Below are 21745 nucleotides of genomic sequence, written 5' to 3'. Positions count from 1 at the left end.
GTGGGAGGCGGCGCGTCGTCCATGTCGTAGCAGAAAATACACTCATGCCCGCGACAGCGGGCGACCGAGGCACCTCGGATCGACTTCCGTCACCTTGCGTGTCGGTGCGATCCACTGGAGTGCCGACGTCTCGACCGGCCAGCCGCGGACGGCCACGGCGCTGTCCGGCGGGCGGACCGGCTCGGGGCAGAGGGTCTTCGAGCGGACCTCGCCGTTGGGCACGAAGGTGACCTCGCCGGTCGGCTCCAGCATCGTGGTGGAGGTGTCGTCGACCGCGATGAGCTGACCGCGGATGACCTCGACCGGCTCGCCCTCGGCGGCCACCTCGATGGCGCTGTTAGGCAGCACCGGCGCGCGGAGGAAGACCACGCCGACCACGAACGGCATGGCGAAGGCGGCCACGACCGCCGGCCAGTGGGTGGCGATCCGGGCCCAGCGCTCCGGGACCGGCCCGGTCAGCAACGGGCCGATCAGCGGGGGTACGCCGAGCAGCGCGGCCGTGCTGTACTCGCCGGCTTCCAGGGCGGCGACGACACCCGGCCACACGAAGATCCAGACGAGCAGGCCGGTGAGCACCGGCACGCCGACGGTGATCCACCGCATCAGCCACTTCTCGCCCTGCACGCTCTGCACGGCGGTGAGGCCGAGGATCGCCACGACCATCATCATCAGCAGCGGCAGCATGCGCAGCTGCCAGGTGAAGGCGGCGATGCCGGCGGCGATCACCACGACCCAGCCGGGCATCCGCAGCGCCGCCACGGCCAGGAACGACGTCGCGGTCCGGTCCGGGACGCTGACCAGCAGGATGCCGCCGAGAACCCGGACCACCAGGATCACCGCGGGAATGGTCCAGCTCAGCGTGATGAAGAGCGCGCCGATCATGCCGAGCGGGTTGATGTACTGGACCAGCAGCAGCATGGTCGGCAGGTCCTGCCGGCTCAGGTACCACAGCCGCAGGACGAGCAGCAGCAGCGGAAACCCGGGCAGGACGGCGAGCAGCCAGTTCAGCTCGGCCCGGTAACTCTGCCGGGGCAGCACCCGCTCCTTGGCGACGGCGCCGGTGTGGATCTCGCTCATCCCAGCAGGCTCTCCCACGGCAGCTGGCGTACGTCCGGCCGCTCCGCCCGTGGCTGCTCGGCGATCGCGATCGGGGTCTTGCCGTTCGCCGCGACCTCCACCTGGAAGTTGTCCCGCCACGCCTGCTCCCAGCGGTCGTCCTGCGGGTCGATGTACGACCGGTACAGGGTGAGGTCGACCAGCGTCTTCAGGGCCGGGTTCTCCCCCACGTTGATGCCCCACCGCTCGGTCGCGTCCAGCCCGAGATCCCAGTGCTCGTACTTCTCCGGGAACTTGTACTTGTAGCCGCCGAGGATCGCGGCGTCGGTGCTGACCGCGTCGACCGTGCGCTTGTCCAGCTCCGCGAAGCATTCCCGGACCCGGTTCTTGCGGACCACTATCGCGTTGACCCGATCGAGCGCGGTGCTGCTGGTCGAGGTGGAGAGCGTGCAGACCCGCTGGAACGCCAGGTCCTCCAGCGCGGAGACCGGCTGGTGCCCGTTGAGCGTGACCACCGACTGCTCGGTGTAGAGGTAGGGCGCCGAGAACCGCACCCCGGCGGCCTCCCGGTCGGCGGTGATGCTGTAGCTGGCGATCACCAGCTGCACCGGCACCCGTTTGCCGGTGGCCGGGTCGGTCGCCTGCATCCGGGCCCGGTCCTCGCTCTCCAGCCCGTAGAAGCGGACGTCGTCGGGCCGGAACCCCAGGTCCTCCGCCACCATGTACGCGATGTCGATGTCGAAGCCGGACCAGCTCTTGCTCGTCTCGTCGTAGTAGGCCGTGCCGAACTGGTCGTCCTTGACGCCGACGGCCAGCTCGGTCCACTCCTCCACCCCGGCCTCGGCGCGCAGGTCGGCGACCGACGGGGGCCCGCCCACCAGGAGCCGGCCCAGCGTCACCGCCAGGGTCAGCACGATGAGCGCCCCGAGGCCGGCCAGCCGCCACGCCTTGAAGCGGTACTCCCCGTCGACGATCGACCGGTGCTCGATCTCGGAGATGACCTCTTCCAGCACCTCCTGCTCGGCGATGTCGCGGGAGGCGATCTCCTCGACCGTCGCCGGCTCGGGTTCCGGCGGGCGGCGGCGCAGCCAGCTCCGGTCGCCGTTCCACTGCGACGGCCAGATCCGGTCCGGGCTCCACTGGCGTGGCCAGCGCAGCCCGCGCTCACCGACCGGCGCCGGCGAGCCTGGCTGCTGCTCCGGAGCCGGCTGGGCGGGCCAGACCGCCTCGTCGTCATCCGTGTCCCTGTCGCCCATCGGCTCCCTCTGTCCGTGCCCTGGCAGCTCGCCGGAGCGCATCGAAGCCGCCCCAGGGAGTCATGGTGCACCAGGTTGTCAGGGAACGGGGTCCTCGGTACCGAAAGGGACACCGGGACGGCACCGCGTGAGCCGGGCCGCGGCCAGCCGCAGCCCCGTACCCAGGCCGTGTCTTTCGATCGCCTCCAGCGCGTAGGCGCTGCAGCTCGGGGTGTACCGGCAGCGGGTGGGCAGATGCGGGGAGACGCGGCGATAGCCGCGGATCGCGCCGGTCACCGCCTGCTCGGCCGGGCCGCGGCGCGGGCGCGGGCCGGCGAGCGTGGCAGTGAGCCGCAGCAGCGTGCTGAGCGTCAGGAAGTCACAGCCCGGGATGTCGCAGTCGCAGGTGTTGCAGTCGCAGTCCCGACGTTTCTTCCGCCGTGATTTCTTCTTCCCCCAGCCCATGCGGACATCATGACGGACCGGTGCTCATCGCACGGCGACAACCGCGGCCGTCTCGGCGGGCAGGACCAGCCGGTCGCGCTCGACCACCACGCCGGGCGAGGTGGCGAGCAGCACCGAGCGGGGCAGCGCCCGGACGCTGACCGTCTGGGCCGTCCCGGCCAGGTTGGCCGCCACCACGTGCGAACCGCGACGGATCACCACGTGCTGGTCGCCGTGCCAGACCTCGACGCCGGAGAGCCACGGATCGGACAGGTCCGGCACCCGGCGGCGCAGCGCGATCAGCTCCCGGTAGAACGTCAGCATCGACGCGTGCTCCGGCTTGGCCAGCTCGGACCAGTCGAGCTTGGAACGCTCGAAGGTGGCCGGGTCCTGCGGGTCGGGCACGTCCGCCTCGGCCCAGCCGTGCCGGGCGAACTCCCGGCGCCGGCCGGTCTGCACCGCGGCGGCCAGCTCGGGCTCGGGGTGACTGGTGAAGTACTGCCAGGGGCTGGTCGCCGCCCACTCCTCCCCCATGAACAGCATGGGCGTGAACGGCGAGGTGAGCAGCAGCGTGGCGGCGACCTTGAGCAGGGCCGGCGACAGCGTGGCGGTGAGCCGGTCGCCGACCGCGCGGTTGCCGATCTGGTCGTGGTTCTGCAGGAAGGCGACGAACCGGTGGCCGGGGATCCGCTGCCGGTCGACCGGACGGCCGTGCCGGCGCCCGCGGAAACTGGACCAGGTGCCGGCGTGGAAGAAGGCGCCCTCCAGCACGGTCCGCAGGCAGTCCAGCGAGCCGAAGTCCCCGTAGTAGCCCTGGCGCTCGCCGGTGACCAGCGAGTGCAGGGCGTGGTGCACGTCGTCGTCCCACTGGGCGTGCAGCCCGTAGCCCCCGCCCTCGCGCGGGGTGATCAGTTTCGGATCGTTCAGGTCGGACTCGGCGATCAGCGACAGCGGCCGGCGCAGGTGGCTGGAGAGCGCCTCCACCTCGACGGCCATCTGCTCCAGCAGGTGCACCGCGCCCTCGTCGTGCAGCGCGTGCACGGCGTCCAGCCGGAGGCCGTCGATGTGGTAGTCGCGCAGCCACATCAGCACGCTGTCGACGATGTAGCGCCGGACCCCGTCGGACTCCGGGCCGTCCAGGTTGAGCGAGCTGCCCCAGGTGTTGCTGCCGGTGCTCAGGTAGGGAGCGAACATCGGCGCGTAGGCCCCGCTCGGGCCGAAGTGGTTGTAGACCACGTCGAGCACCACGCCGAGACCTTTGTCGTGGGCCGCGTCGACGAAGCGCTTGAGACCGTCGGGACCGCCGTAGGCCTCGTGCGGCGCGAACCAGCAGACCCCGTCGTAACCCCAGTTGTAGGTGCCGTTGAAGGCGTTCACCGGGAGCAGCTCGACCAGGTCGACGCCGAGCTCGACCAGGTGGTCCAGCTTCTCGATGGCGGCGTCGAAGGTGCCGGCCGGGGTGAAGGTGCCGACATGCATCTCGTACATCACCGCGCCGGGCAGCTGCCGGCCGGTCCAGGCCTGATCGGTCCAGGCGAACGCGGAGTGGTCGTAGACCCGGCTGGGGCCGTGCACGCCGTTCGGCTGCCAGGCCGAGCGCGGATCGGGAAGCGGGTTGTCGACGTCGGGGAGCAGGAACGCGTAGTCGCTGCCCGGGGACGCGGACGGCACGTCGAGCCGCCACCAGCCGTCGTCGCCGGACTCCATCGCACGGTCGGCGCCGTCGATCAGCAGTCGCACCGGCTTCTCGGGTGCCCAAACCTCGAAGAGAGTCATTCTTTCACCAGGAGCGCGACGGGATAGGTGTGCAGCAACTCGGCGACCGACAGGCGATTCCCACCGTAGCTGGTATTCGTGAACACTTCCGTCCAACTATGTCCGTCCAGTGACAGCGTGGTGTCGTGCCAGCCGCCGTGGCGTGACAATCCGACCGGCAGCCGGGTCGCGACCGCCACCACGCCGCCCCGGTCGAAGGCGAGCACGTGCTCGCCCACCCGCCCGTCGGCGAAGATCGGGCGGTAACCGCTGAACAGCTCCGGCCGCTGCCGGCGCAGCCGCAGCACCCGGCTGGTGACCAGCAGTTTCGCGGCGCCGGTCTCGTCCACCGGCGGCAGCCAGCCGTCGTCGAGGCGGCCCAGCAGCTCGCGCCGGGCGGCGAAGTCCACCGGGCGGCGGTTGTCCGGGTCGACCAGCGAGTAGTCCCAGAGCTCGGTGCCCTGGTAGACGTCCGGCACGCCGGGCATGGTGAGCTGCACCAGCTTCTGCCCGAGCGAGTTGGACCAGCCGGGCGGGGTGATCGAGGCGGCGAAATCGGCCACCTCCCGGTGCAGGGCCGGGTCGTCGTAGATGCGGTCGACCATCTCCCGCAACGCCGTCTCGAACTCCTCGTCCGGGCGCTGCCACGTGGTCGCGCTGCCCGCCTCACGAGCGGCCTTCTGCGCGTACGCCTGCAGTCGCTCCCGGGAGATCGGCCACGCGCCCACCGCGACCTGCCAGATCAGATGGGCCAGGCTGGGGTCCGGGAGCGGAGCGAACCGGACCCAGCGGCGAACCACCTCGGTCCAGTCACCGGGCACCTCGGAGAGGACTGCCAGCCGGGCCCGCACGTCCTCGCCGCGCTTGGTGTCGTGGGTGGAGAGCGAGGTCATCGAGTCCGGCCAGTCGAGCTGCCGCTCCTCGGCCGCGTGGTGGAACTCGTCGGCGGAGACGCCGAACTTCGCCGGGTCGTTGCCGACCTCGTTGCGGGCGACGAACCGGGTCCAGCGGTAGAACGCGGTGTCCTCGACGCCCTTGGCCATCACCGCCCCGGTGAACTGCTGGAACCGGATGGCCAGCTCGTCGCCGGGGTTGCGCAGGCGGCCGGTGAGCTGGTCCAGCGCGGAGATCAGCTGCGGGCGGCGGCGCCCCGCCTCGGAGCGGGCCACCGCCAGCTGGCGGGAACCTTCCGGCAGGTAGGAGCGGTAGACCGGGAAGCATGCGGCAAGCTCGGCGAGGGCGCGCGGCGCGCCCTCGATGTCGGGTACGAGCCGCGCCAGGCGGGCGAGCTCGGCGGCGAGCAACTCGGTGGCGACCGCGTACTTGCACTGGTGCACCAGGTCCTGCCAGGACGTCTCGCCGCCGGTCAGGTGGTGGTCCAGGGTGTCGAAGAAGGCCTCCGTGCCGGGATCCACGAAAACACCGTTGACCTGCGCCATCGCGTCGTAACCGGTGGTGCCGGCGACCGGCCAGCGGGGCAGCCGCTCACCGGGCTCGAGGATCTTCTCCACCACCAGCCAGGCGTCCGGCGCCGCCTCCCTCAGCCGGGCCAGGTAGCCGCCGGGGTCGCGCAGCCCGTCCGGGTGGTCGACCCGGATGCCCTGCGCGATGCCCTCGCGGTACCAGCGCAGGATCTCGGCGTGCGTGGCGTCGAAGACCTCCGGGTCCTCGACCCGCAAGCCGGCCAGGTCGACGATCGCGAAGAACCGGCGGTAGTTCAGCTCGGCGTCGCCGCGGGTCCAGTTGACCAGCTCGTAGTGCTGCCGGTCGTGGACCTCCCGGGCGGTGCCCTCGCCGGTGCCGTCGGCGATCGGGAAGCGCTTGTCGTAGTAGCGCAGCTCGCCGTCCTCGACGCGCAGCTCGTCGAGGGCGTCCGGGTCGTCGGCCAGCACCGGAAGCAGCAGCCGGCCGCGCGACCAGTCGATGTCGTAGAAGCCCGAGAACTCGGATTTCTGGCCCTTTTTCAGGACGTCCCACCAGGTGGGGTTCACGTGCGGCACCGCCACCCCGGCGTGGTTCGGCACGATGTCGACCACGAGGCCGAGGTCGGCGGCCTGGAGCGCACGGTGCAGCGCCCGTAGGCCGTCCGCGCCGCCGAGCGCCGGGCTGACCTGCGAGTGGTCCACGACGTCGTAACCGTGTTCGGAGCCGGGGGCCGCGGTGAGCAGCGGGGCGGAGTAGAGGTGGCTCACCCCGAGGTCGGCCAGGTAGTCGGCGAGCTCGGCGGTGGTCTGTAGCGGGAAGTCGGGACGGACCTGGACTCGATAGGTACTGCTCGGGGGCATTTACACCGTCCTGTCGAGCACGATGAGGGACCGGTCCGGCACCCAGATCTTGTGTCCGGCCTCCACGACGGACGGGCGATCGGGGGACGGATCGGCGGTTTCGATGACTCTTTCCCACTTCTCCCCGTACTCCGCGGGAGGCGTGGTGAACTCGAGCGGCGCGTCGTGCGCGTTGAAGAAGAGCAGGAACGAGCTGTCCACGTGGCGCTGGCCGTACTGGCCGCGCTCGCGGATGCCCTCGCCGTTGACGAAGAGCGCGACCGCCCGGCCGAAGTCGTTGCCCCAGTCGTCGCCGGCCATCTGCCGGCCGTCCGGGGTGAACCACTCCAGGTCGGGCAGCGGGTCGCCGCCGCCGCGGGCGGTCACCGGCAGGCCGGTGAAGAACCGGCGCCGCTGGAACACCTGGTGCCGGTGCCGGAACGCGGTCAGCTTGCGGGCGAAGTCCAGCAGCTGCTCGTCGGCGTTCTCCCAGTCGATCCAGCTCAGCTCGTTGTCCTGGCAGTACGCATTGTTGTTGCCGTGCTGGGTGCGGCCCAGCTCGTCGCCGTGCGAGATCATCGGAACGCCCTGGCTGAGCATCAGCGTGGCCAGGAAGTTGCGCCGCTGCCGGGCCCGCAGCTGCAGGACCTTCTCGTCGTCGGTGGGCCCCTCGATGCCGCAGTTCCACGACCGGTTGTGGCTCTCGCCGTCCCGGTTCTCCTCGCCGTTGGCCTCGTTGTGCTTGTCGTTGTAGGAGACCAGGTCGTTGAGCGTGAACCCGTCGTGCGCGGTCACGAAGTTGATCGAGTGGAAGGGCTTGCGCCCGTCGTCCTGGTAGAGGTCGGCCGACCCGGTGATCCGGGAGGCGAACTCGGCCAGGGTGGCCGGCTCGCCGCGCCAGAAGTCGCGCACGGTGTCCCGGTACTTGCCGTTCCACTCGGTCCAGTTCGGCGGGAAGTTGCCGACCTGGTAGCCGCCGGGGCCGACGTCCCACGGCTCGGCGATCAGCTTCACCTGGCCGACCACCGGGTCCTGCTGCACCACCTCGAAGAAGGTGGAGAGCCGGTCCACGTCGTAGAACTCGCGGGCCAGCGTCGAGGCGAGATCGAAACGGAAGCCGTCCACGTGCATCTCGGTCACCCAGTAGCGCAGCGAGTCCATGATCAGCTGGAGGCTCTGTGGGCTGCGCACGTTCAGGCTGTTACCCGTACCCGTGTAGTCCATGTAGAACTGCGGCTGGTCGTCCACCAACCGGTAGTAGGTCCGGTTGTCGATGCCCTTGAGGCTGAGCGTCGGACCGAGATGGTTGCCCTCGGCGGTGTGGTTGTAGACGACGTCGAGGATCACCTCCATACCGGCCGCGTGCAGCGCCTTCACCATGCCGCGGAACTCCTGGGTCTGCTGGCCCAGCGAGCCCATCGCCGAATACCCGTGGTAAGGCGCGAAGAAGCCCAGCGTGTTGTAGCCCCAGTAGTTGCGCAGCCGCAGGTCGTGCAGCCGGTTGTCGTGGACGAACTGGTGCACCGGCATCAGCTCGACCGCGGTCACCCCGAGGCTCTTCAGGTGCTCGATGATCGCCGGGTGGCCGATCGCCGAGTACGTGCCGCGCATGTCCCGCGGAATCTCCGGGTGCCGCTGGGTGAGCCCCTTGACGTGGGTCTCGTAGATCACCGAGTGGTGGTACGGGATGTCCGGCCGGCGGTCGTTGCCCCAGTCGAAGTAGGGGTTCACCACCACGCCCTTGGACATGTACGGCGCCGAGTCGAGGTCCGACATCTGGTCCGGGTTGGCGAAGTCGTACGCGTACAGCGACGGGTGCCACTCGATGTCCGAGTCGACGGCCCGCGCGTACGGGTCGAGCAGCAGCTTGTGCGGGTTGCACCGCAGTCCCCGGTGCGGCTCGTACGGCCCGTAGACCCGGTAGCCGTACCGCTGCCCCGGCTCCACACCCGGCAGGTACGCGTGCCAGACGAACGCGTCCTGCTCGTGAAGCTGCACCTTCCGCTCGTTGCCCGACGGGTCGAACAGGCAGAGCTCGACCGCCTCGGCCACCTCGGAGAAGATCGCGAAGTTCGTGCCGGTCCCGTCGTACGTGGCACCCAACGGGTACCTGTGACCAGGCCAGACCTGCATGTCGTGCTCCCACCCCTCGGCCGTCGCTGTGCTCGCGACCGCCCGGCGAGCTATGCCCGTCAGAGGGATCGGCTAATCCTGCGCGGCCGCGTCAGTGGTCATTCTCGCGGAATCGACTGCTAACGTCGGCCCGACTGTCCGGTTAGCCGCTGATATCTCCCCGTCCGGGGGTTTGGCGTGTCCCAAATCGAGCATTGAGGCACTGTGCCGCAAACTGATCAGATCACATTCGGTCCACAGGTCTGTGGATCCCTCAGCGAGGACGCCGGCGGAGGCCGGGAATGGCTGGTGACGGACGGGCTCGGCGGATACGCGACGGGAACCGTCAGCGGATTGCGCACCCGCCGCTACCACGCCTTGCTGACCGTTACTGATCAGGACTCAGTGCGCCACGCCGCCCTCGCTGCCCTAGATCTGACGGTGACGCTGCCCTCCGGCGCCAAGATCCCGCTCTTCACCCACCAGTGGGAGTCCGGCGCCCTGGATCCCTGCGGGCACCGCCACCTGGAGACCTTCACCCTCGCCGACGGCCTGCCCCGGTGGCGGTGGCGGATCGGCGACGTGGTCGTCGAGCGGGAACTGGCGATGCGGCACGGGCATCCGTCGCTCGCCGTCGTCCATCGGGTGATCAGCGCGCCCGGCCCGGTGGGACTGGCGATCGCGGCCATGTGCACCTGGCGGGACGCGCACGGTGAGCGGCACGCCGACGGCCCGCCGCTGAGCGTCGAACCGGTCGCCGACGGCGCGGTCGTCGCCGGCGCCTACCGGCTCGCCGGGCCGGGCTGGCAGCCCGGCGGCTCCTGGCACCTGGGCGTGCACACCCGCCTGGAGGCCGAGCGCGGCCTGCCCGCGACCGAGGATCTGCTGCTCGCCGGCACCTTCTTCCAGCAGGCGGGCCCGGGCGATGCGGTGGAGATCTCCGCCTGGGCCGGCGAGCTGGGCGACCGGCCGCCGGCCGCGCAGGTGGTCATCGCGGCCGAGCGCGAGCGCGCTCACCACCTGGTCACCGCCGCAAAAGCCGAGGGGTACGGGGGAACGCTCGCACTCGCCGCCGACCGGTTCGTGATCCGCGCCCCGGACGGTCCCGACGTGGTGGCCGGCTATCCCTGGTTCGGCAGCTACCTCGGCGACACGATGACCGCCTACGAGGGGCTGTTCCTGGACACCGGGCGTGCCGAGGAGGGCCGGGAGCTGCTGATCGCCCGAACCCGGCTGGCCGCCCGCTCCCCCGCCGACCCCACCGAGCCGTGGCAGCGCCATGACAGTCTCGACGCACCGTTGTGGCTGGTCCATGCCGTGGACCGGCACGTCAGCCGGACCGGGGACAGCGACCTGGCCGCTCAGCTCGCGATGTCGCTCGGCCGGCTGCTGCGGCGCCGGCTCAGCGGCGCGGGGCCGCTCAGCGTCGACCCTACCGACGAGCTGCTGCGCCTGCGGCAGCCACCCGGGCACGACGCCGGGAGCTGGATGAACGGCTGGACCGAGGACGGGCCGGTCACCCCGCGGATCGGCAAACCGGTGGAGATCAACGCGCTCTGGGTGAACGCGCTCGCCGCCATGTGCGACCTGCTCGCCGAGGCCGGCATCGACGACACCGAGCCGCGCGCCCGGCACGCCCGGGCCCGGGAGTCGTTCGTGGCCCGGTTCCCCGCCCCGGAAGGTTGGCTCTACGACGTGGTGGAAGGGCCGCCGTCCACCTATCCGCTCGGCGCCGGGGCGCACCACGACGACCCGTCGCTGCGCCCGAACCAGTTGCTCGCCTGGTCGCTGCCGCACGCGCCGATGCGGGGACAGGACGGCGCCGCGGTCCGTACCCTCGGGGAGACCCTGCTCACGCCGCTCGGCCTGCGCACGCTCGCCCCGAACGAGTACGGCTACCAGGGCCGGCACCGCGGTGGGCGGGACGACCGGGACATGGCGTACCACCAGGGCACCGTGTGGCCGTGGCTGATCGGCCCGTACGCCGACGCCCTGGCCGCGACGGGCCGGCCGGACGAGGGCCTGCTCACCGGCCTGGAAGCGCACCTGTCCGAGTGGGGTGTCGGCTCGGTGAGCGAGACAGCGGACGGCGACGCCCCGCACCGGGCCACCGGCTGCCCGTTCTCCGCCCGGGCCGTCGCCGAGGTACTGCGAGTGAAACGAAGGTTTGGCTGATGCGCGTACTGATGCTGTCGTGGGAATACCCGCCGCTGCTGGTCGGCGGGCTCGGCCGGCACGTGCACGCGCTCGCCACCACGCTGGTCGCGGCCGGGCACGACGTCACCGTGGTGACGCGGCACGCGCCCGGCGCCCTCCTCGAGGAATACACCGAGGGAGTACGGGTGATCCGCGCCCCCGACGACCCGCCCGCCTTCGAGACCGACGGCGGGAACCTGCTCGGCTGGGCGATGGCGTTCAACCACACGCTCACCCGGGCCGCCCTGCGCGCCGCCCGCACCGGCCGCTACGACGTGGTGCACGCCCACGACTGGCTGGTCGCGCACGCCGCCATGACCCTGCGCGAACACCTGGACGTGCCGCTGGTCGCGACGGTCCACGCCACCGAGTCCGGGCGGCACCAGGGCTGGCTGCCGGCCGCGCACAACCGCACCATCGACGACATCGAACGCTGGCTGGCGACCGGGGCGGTGCGCACGATCGTCTGCTCGGCGTACATGAAACGCGAGGTCGGCCGCCTGTTCGGGGTGCCGGCCGGGCGCACCGACGTGGTCTTCAACGGGGTCGACGCGCTGCGCTGGCGGGCCCGGCCGCGTGCGGTGGCCGCGGCCCGCGCGCGCTATGCCGGTGACGGGCCGCTGATCAGTTACGCCGGGCGGCTCGTCTACGAGAAAGGTGTGCAGCATCTGCTGGCCGCGGTTCCGATCCTGCGGGAACGGCATCCCGGCCTGCGCGTGGTGATCGCGGGTGACGGCCCCTACCGGGCGGAACTGGAAGCGCTGGGCACGCCCGAGGTGACGTTCGCCGGGTTCCTCGGCGGGCACGAGCTGACCGCGCTGATGGGCGCCTCGGACTGCTACGTGGTGCCCAGCATCTACGAGCCGTTCGGCATGGTGGCGCTGGAGGCGGCGGCCGCGGGAACCCCGGTGGCGGTCGCGGACACCGGTGGGCTGGCCGAGATCGTCGAGCACGGTGTGACCGGGGTCAAGTTCACGCCGGGCGACCCGGCCGCGCTGGCCGCGGTGACCGGGTCGGTGCTGGCCGACCGGGAGTACGCCCGCGCTCTGGCGCTGCGCGCCGCCCGCCGGGTCCGGGAGGACTTCAACTGGCCGGCGATCGCGGAGAGCACCGTCGCCGTCTACGAGCTGGCCCGCGCCACCGACGCCGGGCGGGTCGCCCGGGAGGCGGAGAGCCTGCTCGCCCACGTCCCCACCTCGCGGCCCGCACTCCTGAGAACCACCGTGTGAACCGGGGGTGCGCTCCGCACCCCCCACTCGCCACAGCCGGGAGGGACAGCCCGCGGTGTGTGGATTTCGGGGGCTTCGCGCCGGAGATCCACGCAGCGGGAGACGTGCTTAAGCCCGGCGGTCGCGCTGCGGCCTGGAGTGGCGCTCAGCTCGCGCTTGGCCACGGGAGCCGTAGTTCGACGGGCGTGGTGGCCCGTACCTCGAATGGGATTTCAGGGACTGCCGCGGCTCGCGCTGTAGATCGAGAGGCCGGTGTAGGCCGCGGAGAGCAACGGCGTGGCGACGCCGTGCCGCGCGGCCTCGGCGACCATGTCGCCGATGATCGCGTCGGCTTCGACCGGCAGGCCCTGGGACAGGTCGCGGTACATCGACGAGGTGGTCGGCTCGGTCGTGGAGATCGCGGTCTCCAGCATGGCCAGCGCCTTGGGGCGCGGTGCGTGACCGGCCGCGGTGGCGACCGCGATGGCTTCGGCGGCGAGCGCCTGGCCGAACGCCGCGCCGCCGGGCGCCGCGTTGATCGCGCCGATCGAGGCGCGCATCAGCGTGGTGGCCGCGCCGAGCGTGGCCAGCAGGACCCACTTCTCCCACATCTCGTGGAGGATCGACGAGGACGCCCGGGCGTCGAAGCCGGCGCCGGTCAGGGTGGCCGTCACCGCCTCCAGCCGGTCGTCGGGGCCGCCGTCGAGCGGGCCGAAGGCGAGCCGGTGCAACCCGGTCATCTGGACGATGTCGCCCTCGCCGTCCAGGGTGGCGTGGATCATGCAGACGCCGCCCCAGGCGCGTTCCGGGCCGAACGCGCCGGTCATCGCCTCGACGTGCCGCATGCCGTTGAGCAGCGGGATGATCACGGTGCGCGGGCCGACCGACGGGGCGAGATCGGCCAGGGCCGACTCCAGCGAGTAGCTCTTCACCGCCAGCAGGACCAGGTCGTAGGTGCCGGTCACCGTGGTTTCCGGGTGCAGGACGGCCTGCCCCTTGATCCGCAGCCCGCGCTCGGCGAGCCGGGCGGCGCGGCCCGGCCGGACCAGGAACGTCACGTCCCGGCCGGCCTGCAGCAGGCGTCCGCCGAAGTACCCGCCGGTCGCGCCGGCCCCAACGACGAGGGTCCGCACGTCAGCCCAGCAGCTCGTCGTCGAAGCACCAGCGCCAGTGCTCGCCCGGCTCGAACGAGCGCATCACCGGATGTCCCTCGGCGGCGTGGTGCGCGGACATGTGCCGGCGCGGCGAGGAGTCACAGCAGGCCACCAGGCCGCAGCCGAGGCAGAGGCGCAGGTGCACCCAGTTGTGGAAGCCTTCGGACACGCACTGCGTGCACCCGTCGGCGTAGGCGGTCAGCGGCGCCGGCTCGCCGGCTTCCTTGAGATGCTGGCAGGTCAATCGTCACTCCGTTGCAGCTGGGACTCTTCCAGGTCGAGCTCGCGCTGGGCGCGGACCAGCACCTCCTCGGGGATCCGCCCCTCGTTCCGGGCGATCTTGAAGACGTGCCGCTCGGCTTTGATCATCTCGCGACGCAATCGACCGTACGCCGCCGACGGGGTTTCCCGCTCCTGGCTGCCGAGCCGTTCCCAGGCGTTGTTGGACCGGCTCTCCACCAGACCGCGCAACCGCTCCACGACCGAGGTGGGCGCGCCGCCGGCGTGCTGCTCCAGCGCCTCCAGCGCGGCCCGGCTCGCTGTGTGCTGCACACCGGCCTCGGCCAGGGCGTCCTCGGCGCTGCTGTCCTCGCGGACGCGCAGCCGCCGCGCCACCCAGGGCAGCGTGGTGCCCTGCACCAGCAGGGTCAGCACGATGATCGCGAACGCGACGAAGACGAACAGCTCGCGCGGGTACTCGGGTACGCCGTCGACGCCGGGCTCCGGCAGGGTCTGCGCCGCGGCCAGCGTCACCACGCCGCGCATGCCGGCCCAGGCGATGACGGTCGGCACCGTCGGCGGCGGCCGGTCCTCCCGGTTGCGGATCCGCGGGATGAGCCGCGCGAGATAGGTGGCCGGGTACATCCAGAGGAACCGGATCAGCACCAGCGCCCCGAAGACTACCGCGGTGACCTGCACGGTCGTCGCCATGTCGGTCTCGATGCTGCTCACCACGGTCCGCAGCTGAAGACCGACCAGCAGGAAGACGACGCCCTCCAGCAGGAAGTTGATCAGCCGCCAGACCGCTTCCATCTGCAACCGCGACGAGGCGGAGAGCAGGTAGGGGATCCGGTGGCCCAGGTAGAGGCCGGCGATCACCACGGCCACCACGCTGGAGGTGTGCAGCTCCTCGGCGACGATCACCACGATGAACGGGGTGAGCAACGCCACCGCGTCGTCCAGCAGCGGGTCCTCGATCTTGCGGTGCACCCAGGCCGCCGCGACCGCGAACCCGAACCCGATCAGCAGGCCACCACCGGCCTTGAGCGCCACCTCGCCGGCGATCTCGGCGAACCCGACCGCGGCGCCGGCCAGCGCCCCCGCCGCGACCCGCACCATCACCAGAGCGGTCGCGTCGTTCAGCAGGCTCTCGCCCTCCAGGATGGTGACCACCCGGCGCGGCAACCCCACCCGGCGCGCGATCGCCGTCGCGGAGACCGCGTCCGGCGGCGCGACGATCGCGCCCAGCGCGACGCACGCCGCCAGCGGCACCTCGGGCAGAAGCATGTGTACGAGGTAGCCGATCACCAGCGCGGTCAGCACCACGAGGCCCACCGCGAGCAGCAGGATGGGCCGTAACGCGAGCCGGAACGCGGGCACCGAGGTCTGCAGCGCGGCGACGTAGAGCAGCGGCGGCAGGATCCCGATCAGCACCAGCTCGGGCTCGAGGTGCGCCTCCGGGAAACCCGGAACGTAGGACAACCCCAGCCCGGCGACCAGCAGCACCAGCGGCGCCACAAAACCCAGCCGGCGGGCCAGAGCCGCGCCCACGACCGAGATCGCCACCAGTACGACCGTGTCGATGATGCCTTCCATGCCGGGAAGCTTAGAGACTCCCGGATCGATGGTTCAGGTGGTGCTCACCACCTGCGAGCGCGCCACCGTCCTGGTAGTGGTCCCCTCCAGGCCGGTCTGCCTCATCACCACGTCGACCGAGAAGACGTAGTCGGTCCCCGGCTCCAGCCCGGTGACCGTGGCGCTCACGTCACCGCAGGTCTCCGGCGCGGCCTGGGTCCAGCCCACCTCGCTCTGCGCGCCGACCCGCAGATCCTGGCTGATCGCGGTCACCCGGTAGTCGACGATGTTGCTGCCGCCCGGGTGGTACCAGGTCACGACGGCCTCGGTGCTGGCCGGCTCCACGTCCAGGCCGTTGATGCCGCCGGCGCTCTGCACCGGCGTACAGCTCGCGCCGGGTTTCGCGGCCGGGGAACCGGAGGCGCTGGGCAGCGGGGGCAGCGTCAGGCTCGGGGTCGGCGAGGCAGTGCCGAACTTCACGGTCGGCGACGGCGTCGCCTTGCCCTCCTCGACCAGGAGCCACTCGGCGCCGCCGACCGCGTCCCGCTCGATCGGGGTGGCCTCGGAGGCGCACCCGGCGAGCAGCAGCGGCAGCGCGATGACGGACAGGGCGACGGCCGACCTCTTGCGATATCCCAGCACGTCAGGGAGATCGGGCCGTCGCCCGCGATGCTTAGCCGTTCCGGTAGTGGATCGCGGCACGCCGCGCCAGATCCTTGGTGGCCGCCGAGTTGACCCAGGTGCCGAGGATCATGCCGGCGCCGGGGATCATCTTGGCGAACACCCGCCGGGCCGCACGCACCCCGGCCATCTGCGCGAGCCGCACACCCATGGTGATCAGTACGCGGGTGAGCGGCCGCCCGGAGTTGCCGGTGAAGAGCCGGCTGGCTCGTTCCCGGCCGGCCGCGACCCCGAGCGCGATCCGCGCGGTCTCGCCGATCCGGTGCACTTTCTGCAGGACCAGGAGCTCGGTGGCCCGCTCCTGGGCGGTCGGGTCGGCGCCGAACGCGGCGGCGATGTGCAGCACCATCCGGGCCTGGGTCCAGGCCAGGACGCCGACGTCGAGCACCGCGCCGGGCAGCCCGGCGGCGCCGGAGACCGCACCGGAGACCCGGGCCAGCGTGGTGAAGTGCTTGACCGCCAGCGCGGCCAGTTCCTCGGGGCCCAGCTCGGGCCGCTCGGCCCGTTTCTGCTCGACCCAGCGGTCGGCCTCCGGGCCGAGCCGGCGGACCGCTTCCAGGGCCAGGTGTTCAGGGGCGTACTGCGGGTCGGCCTTCATCCGGGACCAGAGCGTCCCGGGCGGCGTGGTCGTTTCGAACGGGGTGGCGATGGGTTGCGTCACAGTTCAACTCCGAAGGGGGGCTGCACCTCATTGTGACGCCCCTCCGCACGTAAGTGATCATCGCAGTTGGTGGAATGAACGACGCTGGTTCACTGTTGGCACAGGAACCCGCTTGCTTACGAGGAGGTCCGCAGCGTGCTTGATCCACACGGGCTCTACGAGGTGGCCGGTGATCTGCCGACCCTGGACAGCCCGGTGCTCATCCAGGCGCTCACCGGTTTCGTCGACGCGGGCAGTGCGATTCAGCTCGCCCGGGAACACCTGCTGGAGCACCTGGAGAGTGAGGTCATCGCCACATTCGACCTCGATCAACTGCTGGACTACCGGTCCCGCCGCCCTCCGATGATCTTCGTGGCCGACCACTTCGAGAGCTACGAGGACCCCAAGCTCGCCCTGCACCTGGTCACCGACCAGCTCGGCACCCAGTTCCTCCTGCTCGCCGGCCCGGAGCCGGACCTGCAGTGGGAGCGGTTCATCGCGGCGGTCACCGCGCTCATCGACCAGCTCGGCGTGCGGGTGACGGTCGGCCTCAACGCCATCCCGATGGCCGTGCCGCACACCCGCCCGGTCGGCGTCACCGCGCACGCCACCGACAAACGGCTGCTCGGCGACCACGAGTCCTGGCTGCAGCGGGTGCAGGTGCCGGCCAGCGTCGGCAACCTCCTCGAGTTCCGGCTCGGGCAGTCCGGCCACGACGCCCTCGGCTACGCCGCGCACGTGCCGCACTACCTGGCCCAGACCGGCTACCCGGCCGCCGCCGAGCTGCTGCTCGACTCGGTCTCCGCCAGCACCGGCCTGGCCCTGCCGACCGGCGGGCTGCGCGAGGCCGCCGCGCTGGTCCGCGAAGAGGTCGACAAGCAGATCGCCGACGACGAGCAGGCCGGCCGGCTGGTCACCTCGCTCGAAGCGCAGTACGACGCGTTCCTGCGCGGCCGCCAGGGCAACCTGCTGGCCGACTCGGACTCCCCGCTGCCGACCGCCGAGGAGCTCGGCGCCGAGCTGGAGCGCTTCCTCGCCGAGCAGAGCCGCGACGACGGCTAGCGTTTGATCAACCAGTCGAGCACGCCTGGGAGCTGCTGGTCCCAGTACTCCCAGGTGTGCGCGCCGGGCCCGAAAGCGGCGTCCAGCTCGACGCCCGCCCGGGCGCAGGCCTGCACGAAACGCCGGTTCTGCGCCAGCAGGTGATCCTCGGCGCCGCAGCGCAACATCAGCCGCGGCAGCGCCGCGCGGTCCGCGACGCGGACCAGATGCAGCAGATCCTCCTCGCCACCGGCCACGTGCCGGTCGGCGAAAACCCGCGCGACCAGGGCACGCATGTGCGGTCGCCGGTCATGTTCCTGCATGTACGCCATATCGAGCGCCCCCGAGAGTGTGGCGGCGGCCGCGAACCGCTCCGGCTCGCGCAGCGCCCACTTGATCGCGCCGTAGCCGCCCATCGACAGGCCGGCGACGAAGGTGTCCTCACGACGGCCGGACACCCGGAAGAACCGGTTGACGATGCCAGGCAGCTCCGCGGACAAAAAGTCCCAGAAGCGCATCCCATATGCCTCGTTGGCGTAGAAGCTGCGGTGCACCTGTGGCATGACCACGGCGAGCCCGCGCTCCCTGGCATAGCGCTCCACCGACGTGAACCGGGTCCAGCCGGTGTGGTCGTCGGTCAGGCCGTGCAGCAGGTACAGCAGCGGCGGCGGATTCTTCGTGCTGCCGCCAGGCCTCTCGGCGTCGTCGCCGTCGGGCAGCAGCACGGTCATCGAGGTGCTCAACTCCAGTGCCTCGGAGTCGAAATCGCAGCGGATCACGGCCATGCCCACAGTCTCCGTCATGCGCGGCCGTCCAGTTGGGAATGTCGTACCCGTCGATTAGAATGTATGTACGAAAGAGGGGCCCTGAGCTGCGGATCTTCGGCGCTTACGGGCGCTCGCAGCGCGAGTGAGGAGACCGACGTGACCACGTCCACCCTGTCCACGATCTCGACCACCCCCGTGCCCGTGATCCCTCCGTATGCGACGATGCTCGGCTTCACCCGCTACGTGTCTCGCACCGGCCCCGCCAAGGCCACGTTCGTCGGTGGACTGCGCCGCCAGCGGGAGCGGCGGAGCGGCTTCAACCCGCACGGCCAGCTCGTCAAGGCTTTGAAGGCGGACATCGCCTTCCGCACCGGCGGCAGCTATCTCACCGGCGTGATCGACCTGGTGAAGGATCGCTGGAAGCCGCTCTACGAGGCGCTGCGCGCCGGCGCCCGCACCTATCTCGACTCGCTCGGCGACCCCGAGCTGGTCAGCCTGGCCCAGACCCGCGACGCCATCGCCGCCGTCGGCCCGCTCGCAGTGAAAATCAACCCGCACTTCGGCCTGCGTTATGAGGACGGTCGCCGGGAAGCGGTCCGGCTGCACTTCGACGAGGAGCCGCCGAGCGCCGAGGCCACGACCGCGATGCTGCACCTGATGGCCCGCCACATGGACCAGATCCTTCCGAACGCCGAGCCGGTCCTGGTCGACCTGCGCCGCGGCGTCACGCATCGCATCGACCCCGCTGCCCGCCCCGGCGACGTCGAAAGCTGGCTCGCCGGCGAGGCGGCGGCGTTCACCGCCATGTGGTCGGCCACCGCCAGCCCAGCCACCAGCCCAGCCGCCTGATCATCTGCCGCCCGCCGCCGCCGCTGCCGCTGCCCGCCCGGCGCCGGCGCCGGGCGGGCAGGCCAGCGGGAGCTGCCCGCCCGGCGTGCCGTTCCTCGCTGCTCAGTGCCCCTCCCCGCCAGCGTTCCCCGGCGTGCGGTTCCTCGCCGCTCCCTGACCCTCCCCGCCAGCGTTCCCCGGCGTGCGGTTCCTCGCCGCTCCCTGACCCTCCCCGCCAGCGTTCCCCGGCGTGCGTGCGCGCCGGGGAACGCTGTGCGTTGCGGGCCCTTCCGCCGGGCGCTGTCCGCTCTTGTTGGTTTCGCTTTCGCGGTCCTGTCCGGGCAGTCTCCCGAGCTGCCTTGTCCAGGCGCTCGCGCACCCGGAACTGCCTCATCCGAGCTGCCCTGTCCAGGCGCTCGCGCACCCGGAACTGCCTCATCCGAGCTGCCCTGTCCAGGCGGTCTCGCATCCGGGCGTCTCATCCGGGCGCAGATCGTGGCGTTCGAAGGTTCGCCCGCTTCCGTGCGCTCCGCGACAGCCGCTTCTGCGCGCTACATGCGTGACGGCTCACCCCCGGGGGCTGGCTGACTCGCAGTGCTGCCATTGGCCCATCATGCGAGCACTGCCGGTCAGCCAAGCCAACCGGCCGACCCTCAACGCTGCCACCCGCCCACCAAGCGAACACTGCCGGTCAGCCAAGCCAACCGGCTGACTCCCAGCGCTGCCACCCGCCCGTCATGCGAGCACTGTCCGCCAGCCGAACCGACCGGCTGACTCCCAGCGCTGCCACCCGCCCACCAAGCGAACGCTGTCCGCCAGCCGAAACCAACCGGCTGACTCCCAGCGCTGCCACCCGCCCACCAAGCGAGCACTGTCCGCCAGCCGAACCAACCGGCTGACTCCCAGCGCTGCCACCGGCCCACCATGCGAGCAGTGCTGGTCAGCGGGGTCGGGCGGCTGGCCTGCAACGCTGCCGCTGGCGCGTCGAGCGAGCAGTGCTGGGCAGCCGGATTGGCTGGCTGACCGGAAGTGCTGCGGCTGGGGGGCCAAGCAGGTGCTATGTCCGGCCGGGTTGGACGGCTGACACGGGGTGTCGACTTGAGGCGGATGTGTCCGTGCTGCGCGAAGCCGACGTGGGCCGGCGGGTGGGCTGACTACCCGTGTGACGGATGGGAGCTGGCGTGGCCTCGACGTCGCCGCCTGGGTCGTGGCCCGGCTCTCAGTGGGGTTATTGGGATGGTTGCGCATCGGGGTGGTGGCTAGGCTGCCCACGTGAGTCCGTTCCCGGGCGTTCTGCCGCCTCCGCGCTCCTGACCGGAGCGCCCGCCGCACCGATCGAGCGTCGCTCGGTCGGTGTTCCTGTGCTGCGCTCCGCCAGCGGCCGGAACCGACTCACCTTCTCGGAGCGCACGTGTCCACTTCCATGTCCTCATCCGTCTCGGCCGGTACCCGGCTGAGCCTTCTGCAACTGTCTGCCGCCGGGGTGCTGTGGGGCACCACCGGTGTCGTCGTTCAAGTCGTCGCCGGGCGTACCGGTCTGGGCGCCCTGGCCATCGGGTTCTACCGGCTCGCGGTCGCGGCGATGGTGCTCGTCGCGATCGGTTTCACAGCGCGGCGGCAGATCCTGGCGGCGTTCCGGGCCGCGCCGCTGGCGACGGTGGCGGCCGGGGTGGGCCTTGCCGCGTACCAGGCGCTGTATTTCGTCGCGGTGCGACTCGGCGGGGTGAGCGTTGCGACGGTCGTCAGCCTGGGTCTCGCGCCGGTGCTGCTCAGCGCGTGGGAGACGCTGCGCACCCGGCAGCGTCCCAGCTCGGCCACGCTCAGCGCGTCCATCGCGGCGATCATCGGACTGGTTCTGATCGGCGGCGCGACCATCGAACCCGGAGCCACGGCCGCTGGACTCGGTCTGGTCGCGGCGGTGGCTTCCGGTGTCGTCTACGCCGCTTCCACTGCGGTCAGCAGGCACACTGCGCAGGGCGTACCCCCGCTGGTCTTGACCACGCTCTCCTGCGTGATCGGCGCGGTGGCGCTGGCGCCGCTGGCGGCGCTGGAAGGCCTCGCCTTCGCGCCGGCGCCGGCGCCGGTCGGGCTGCTGGTGTACGCCGGAGCGGTTACGACCGCGCTGGCTTATGCGCTTTTCTACTCCGGGCTGCGGCACACGTCCGGGAGCGTCGCGGTGGTGGTCACGCTGCTGGAACCGGTCACCGCCGCGCTGCTGGCGGTGCTCCTCATCGGTGAGCCGCTCGCCGGGAGCACCATCGTCGGCAGTCTGCTGCTGCTCGGGGCGGTGGCCGCGCTGTATCTGGGCGCCGGGTCGCGGCCGTCGGGCGCATAGGGGCGCTTCGTTCTCCGGTCGCCGTGCCCGCTGGCGCCTTTGGTTGCTCGCGGGCAACGGCGGTCCGTCACGGCAGCGAGGCGGGCGAGCACTCGGGGCAGCAACGCGGGGCGGCGGGCGGCGGGCGGCGGGCGGCGGGCGGGGGGCGGCGAACCCAGGCCGCGGGCGGCGGGCGGCAAGGCAGCGGGCGGCAGGCAGCGAAAGTCCAATCCCAGCCCCATCGGCGACAGGCGGC

Annotated in this window: 17 protein-coding genes; 5 read left to right on the top strand and 12 right to left on the bottom strand. The window is 71.5% G+C overall.

Going from position 1 to position 21745, the window contains the following annotated elements; all coding sequences use genetic code 11:
- Positions 1 to 42: 42 nt before the first annotated feature.
- The 6 genes from AB0F81_RS03805 to glgX form a co-directional block, all read right to left on the bottom strand.
- Positions 43 to 1077, bottom strand: a complete 1035-nt coding sequence (locus AB0F81_RS03805; RefSeq protein WP_360190440.1) for a hypothetical protein — start codon at positions 1075 to 1077, stop codon at positions 43 to 45.
- Positions 1074 to 2312 (bottom strand): transporter substrate-binding domain-containing protein, encoded by a 1239-nt coding sequence (locus tag AB0F81_RS03800; RefSeq protein WP_360190437.1) that lies wholly within the window; start codon positions 2310 to 2312, stop codon positions 1074 to 1076. The genes AB0F81_RS03805 and AB0F81_RS03800 overlap by 4 nt, the downstream gene beginning before the upstream one ends.
- A 78-nt stretch (positions 2313 to 2390) precedes the next feature.
- On the bottom strand, positions 2391 to 2756 hold the full coding sequence (gene yidD, locus AB0F81_RS03795; protein ID WP_360190434.1) for a membrane protein insertion efficiency factor YidD: 366 nt from the start codon (positions 2754 to 2756) through the stop codon (positions 2391 to 2393).
- Between the two features lie 24 nt (positions 2757 to 2780).
- The gene (gene treZ / locus AB0F81_RS03790) at positions 2781 to 4511 is read right to left on the bottom strand and encodes a malto-oligosyltrehalose trehalohydrolase (protein ID WP_360190432.1); all 1731 of its coding nucleotides are present in this window, start codon (positions 4509 to 4511) and stop codon (positions 2781 to 2783) included.
- Complete coding sequence (gene treY, locus AB0F81_RS03785; protein WP_360190429.1) at positions 4508 to 6775, bottom strand: malto-oligosyltrehalose synthase; 2268 nt, start codon at positions 6773 to 6775, stop codon at positions 4508 to 4510. Before treY ends, treZ begins: the two co-directional genes overlap by 4 nt.
- Positions 6776 to 8887 (bottom strand): glycogen debranching protein GlgX, encoded by a 2112-nt coding sequence (gene glgX, locus AB0F81_RS03780; protein ID WP_360190426.1) that lies wholly within the window; start codon positions 8885 to 8887, stop codon positions 6776 to 6778.
- Between the two features lie 288 nt (positions 8888 to 9175).
- Between glgX and AB0F81_RS03775 the strand changes: the two genes are divergently transcribed.
- Positions 9176 to 11041 carry an amylo-alpha-1,6-glucosidase gene (locus AB0F81_RS03775; protein WP_360190423.1) on the top strand — a complete coding sequence of 622 codons (1866 nt, stop codon included), beginning with the start codon at positions 9176 to 9178 and terminating at the stop codon, positions 11039 to 11041.
- Complete coding sequence (locus AB0F81_RS03770; protein WP_360190420.1) at positions 11041 to 12291, top strand: glycosyltransferase family 4 protein; 1251 nt, start codon at positions 11041 to 11043, stop codon at positions 12289 to 12291. Before AB0F81_RS03775 ends, AB0F81_RS03770 begins: the two co-directional genes overlap by 1 nt.
- 212 nt (positions 12292 to 12503) lie before the next feature.
- On the opposite strand, the gene AB0F81_RS03765 is transcribed toward AB0F81_RS03770, so the two are convergent.
- From AB0F81_RS03765 to AB0F81_RS03745, 5 genes are read right to left on the bottom strand one after another with little or no spacing between them, the layout of a single operon-like run.
- A complete protein-coding gene (locus tag AB0F81_RS03765) occupies positions 12504 to 13403 on the bottom strand; it encodes a ketopantoate reductase family protein (protein ID WP_360190418.1) in 900 nt (299 codons plus the stop codon).
- A gap of 1 nt (position 13404) precedes the next feature.
- Positions 13405 to 13668 (bottom strand): UBP-type zinc finger domain-containing protein, encoded by a 264-nt coding sequence (locus tag AB0F81_RS03760; protein ID WP_360190415.1) that lies wholly within the window; start codon positions 13666 to 13668, stop codon positions 13405 to 13407.
- Positions 13665 to 15239, bottom strand: a complete 1575-nt coding sequence (locus AB0F81_RS03755) for a Na+/H+ antiporter (RefSeq protein WP_360190413.1) — start codon at positions 15237 to 15239, stop codon at positions 13665 to 13667. The genes AB0F81_RS03760 and AB0F81_RS03755 overlap by 4 nt, the downstream gene beginning before the upstream one ends.
- 33 nt (positions 15240 to 15272) lie before the next feature.
- Positions 15273 to 15860: a fibronectin type III domain-containing protein gene (locus AB0F81_RS03750; RefSeq protein ID WP_360190411.1), complete on the bottom strand. Its 588-nt coding sequence runs from the start codon at positions 15858 to 15860 to the stop codon at positions 15273 to 15275.
- A gap of 31 nt (positions 15861 to 15891) precedes the next feature.
- Positions 15892 to 16560 (bottom strand): EcsC family protein, encoded by a 669-nt coding sequence (locus AB0F81_RS03745; protein ID WP_360190408.1) that lies wholly within the window; start codon positions 16558 to 16560, stop codon positions 15892 to 15894.
- 135 nt (positions 16561 to 16695) lie between these two features.
- On the opposite strand from AB0F81_RS03745, the gene AB0F81_RS03740 reads away from it, so the two are divergent.
- Entirely contained in the window at positions 16696 to 17601 is a 906-nt protein-coding gene (locus tag AB0F81_RS03740; RefSeq protein WP_360190405.1) for a PAC2 family protein, read from the top strand.
- Here AB0F81_RS03740 and AB0F81_RS03735 read toward each other — a convergent pair.
- Complete coding sequence (locus AB0F81_RS03735; protein WP_360190672.1) at positions 17598 to 18365, bottom strand: alpha/beta hydrolase family protein; 768 nt, start codon at positions 18363 to 18365, stop codon at positions 17598 to 17600. The two genes, AB0F81_RS03740 and AB0F81_RS03735, sit on opposite strands and share 4 nt — an antisense overlap.
- A gap of 204 nt (positions 18366 to 18569) precedes the next feature.
- On the opposite strand from AB0F81_RS03735, the gene AB0F81_RS03730 reads away from it, so the two are divergent.
- Together AB0F81_RS03730 and AB0F81_RS03725 are read left to right on the top strand one after the other, a co-directional pair.
- Positions 18570 to 19196, top strand: coding sequence for a hypothetical protein (locus tag AB0F81_RS03730; protein WP_360190669.1), 627 nt, complete (start codon positions 18570 to 18572; stop codon positions 19194 to 19196).
- Positions 19197 to 20586: 1390 nt separating this feature from the next.
- The gene (locus AB0F81_RS03725) at positions 20587 to 21510 is read left to right on the top strand and encodes a DMT family transporter (RefSeq protein WP_360190402.1); all 924 of its coding nucleotides are present in this window, start codon (positions 20587 to 20589) and stop codon (positions 21508 to 21510) included.
- Positions 21511 to 21745 lie beyond the last annotated feature (235 nt).

The organism is Actinoplanes sp. NPDC024001 (genome assembly GCF_040638955.1).
Lineage (GTDB): Bacteria > Actinomycetota > Actinomycetes > Mycobacteriales > Micromonosporaceae > Actinoplanes.
This window is presented reverse-complemented; position numbering and strand designations above follow the sequence as displayed.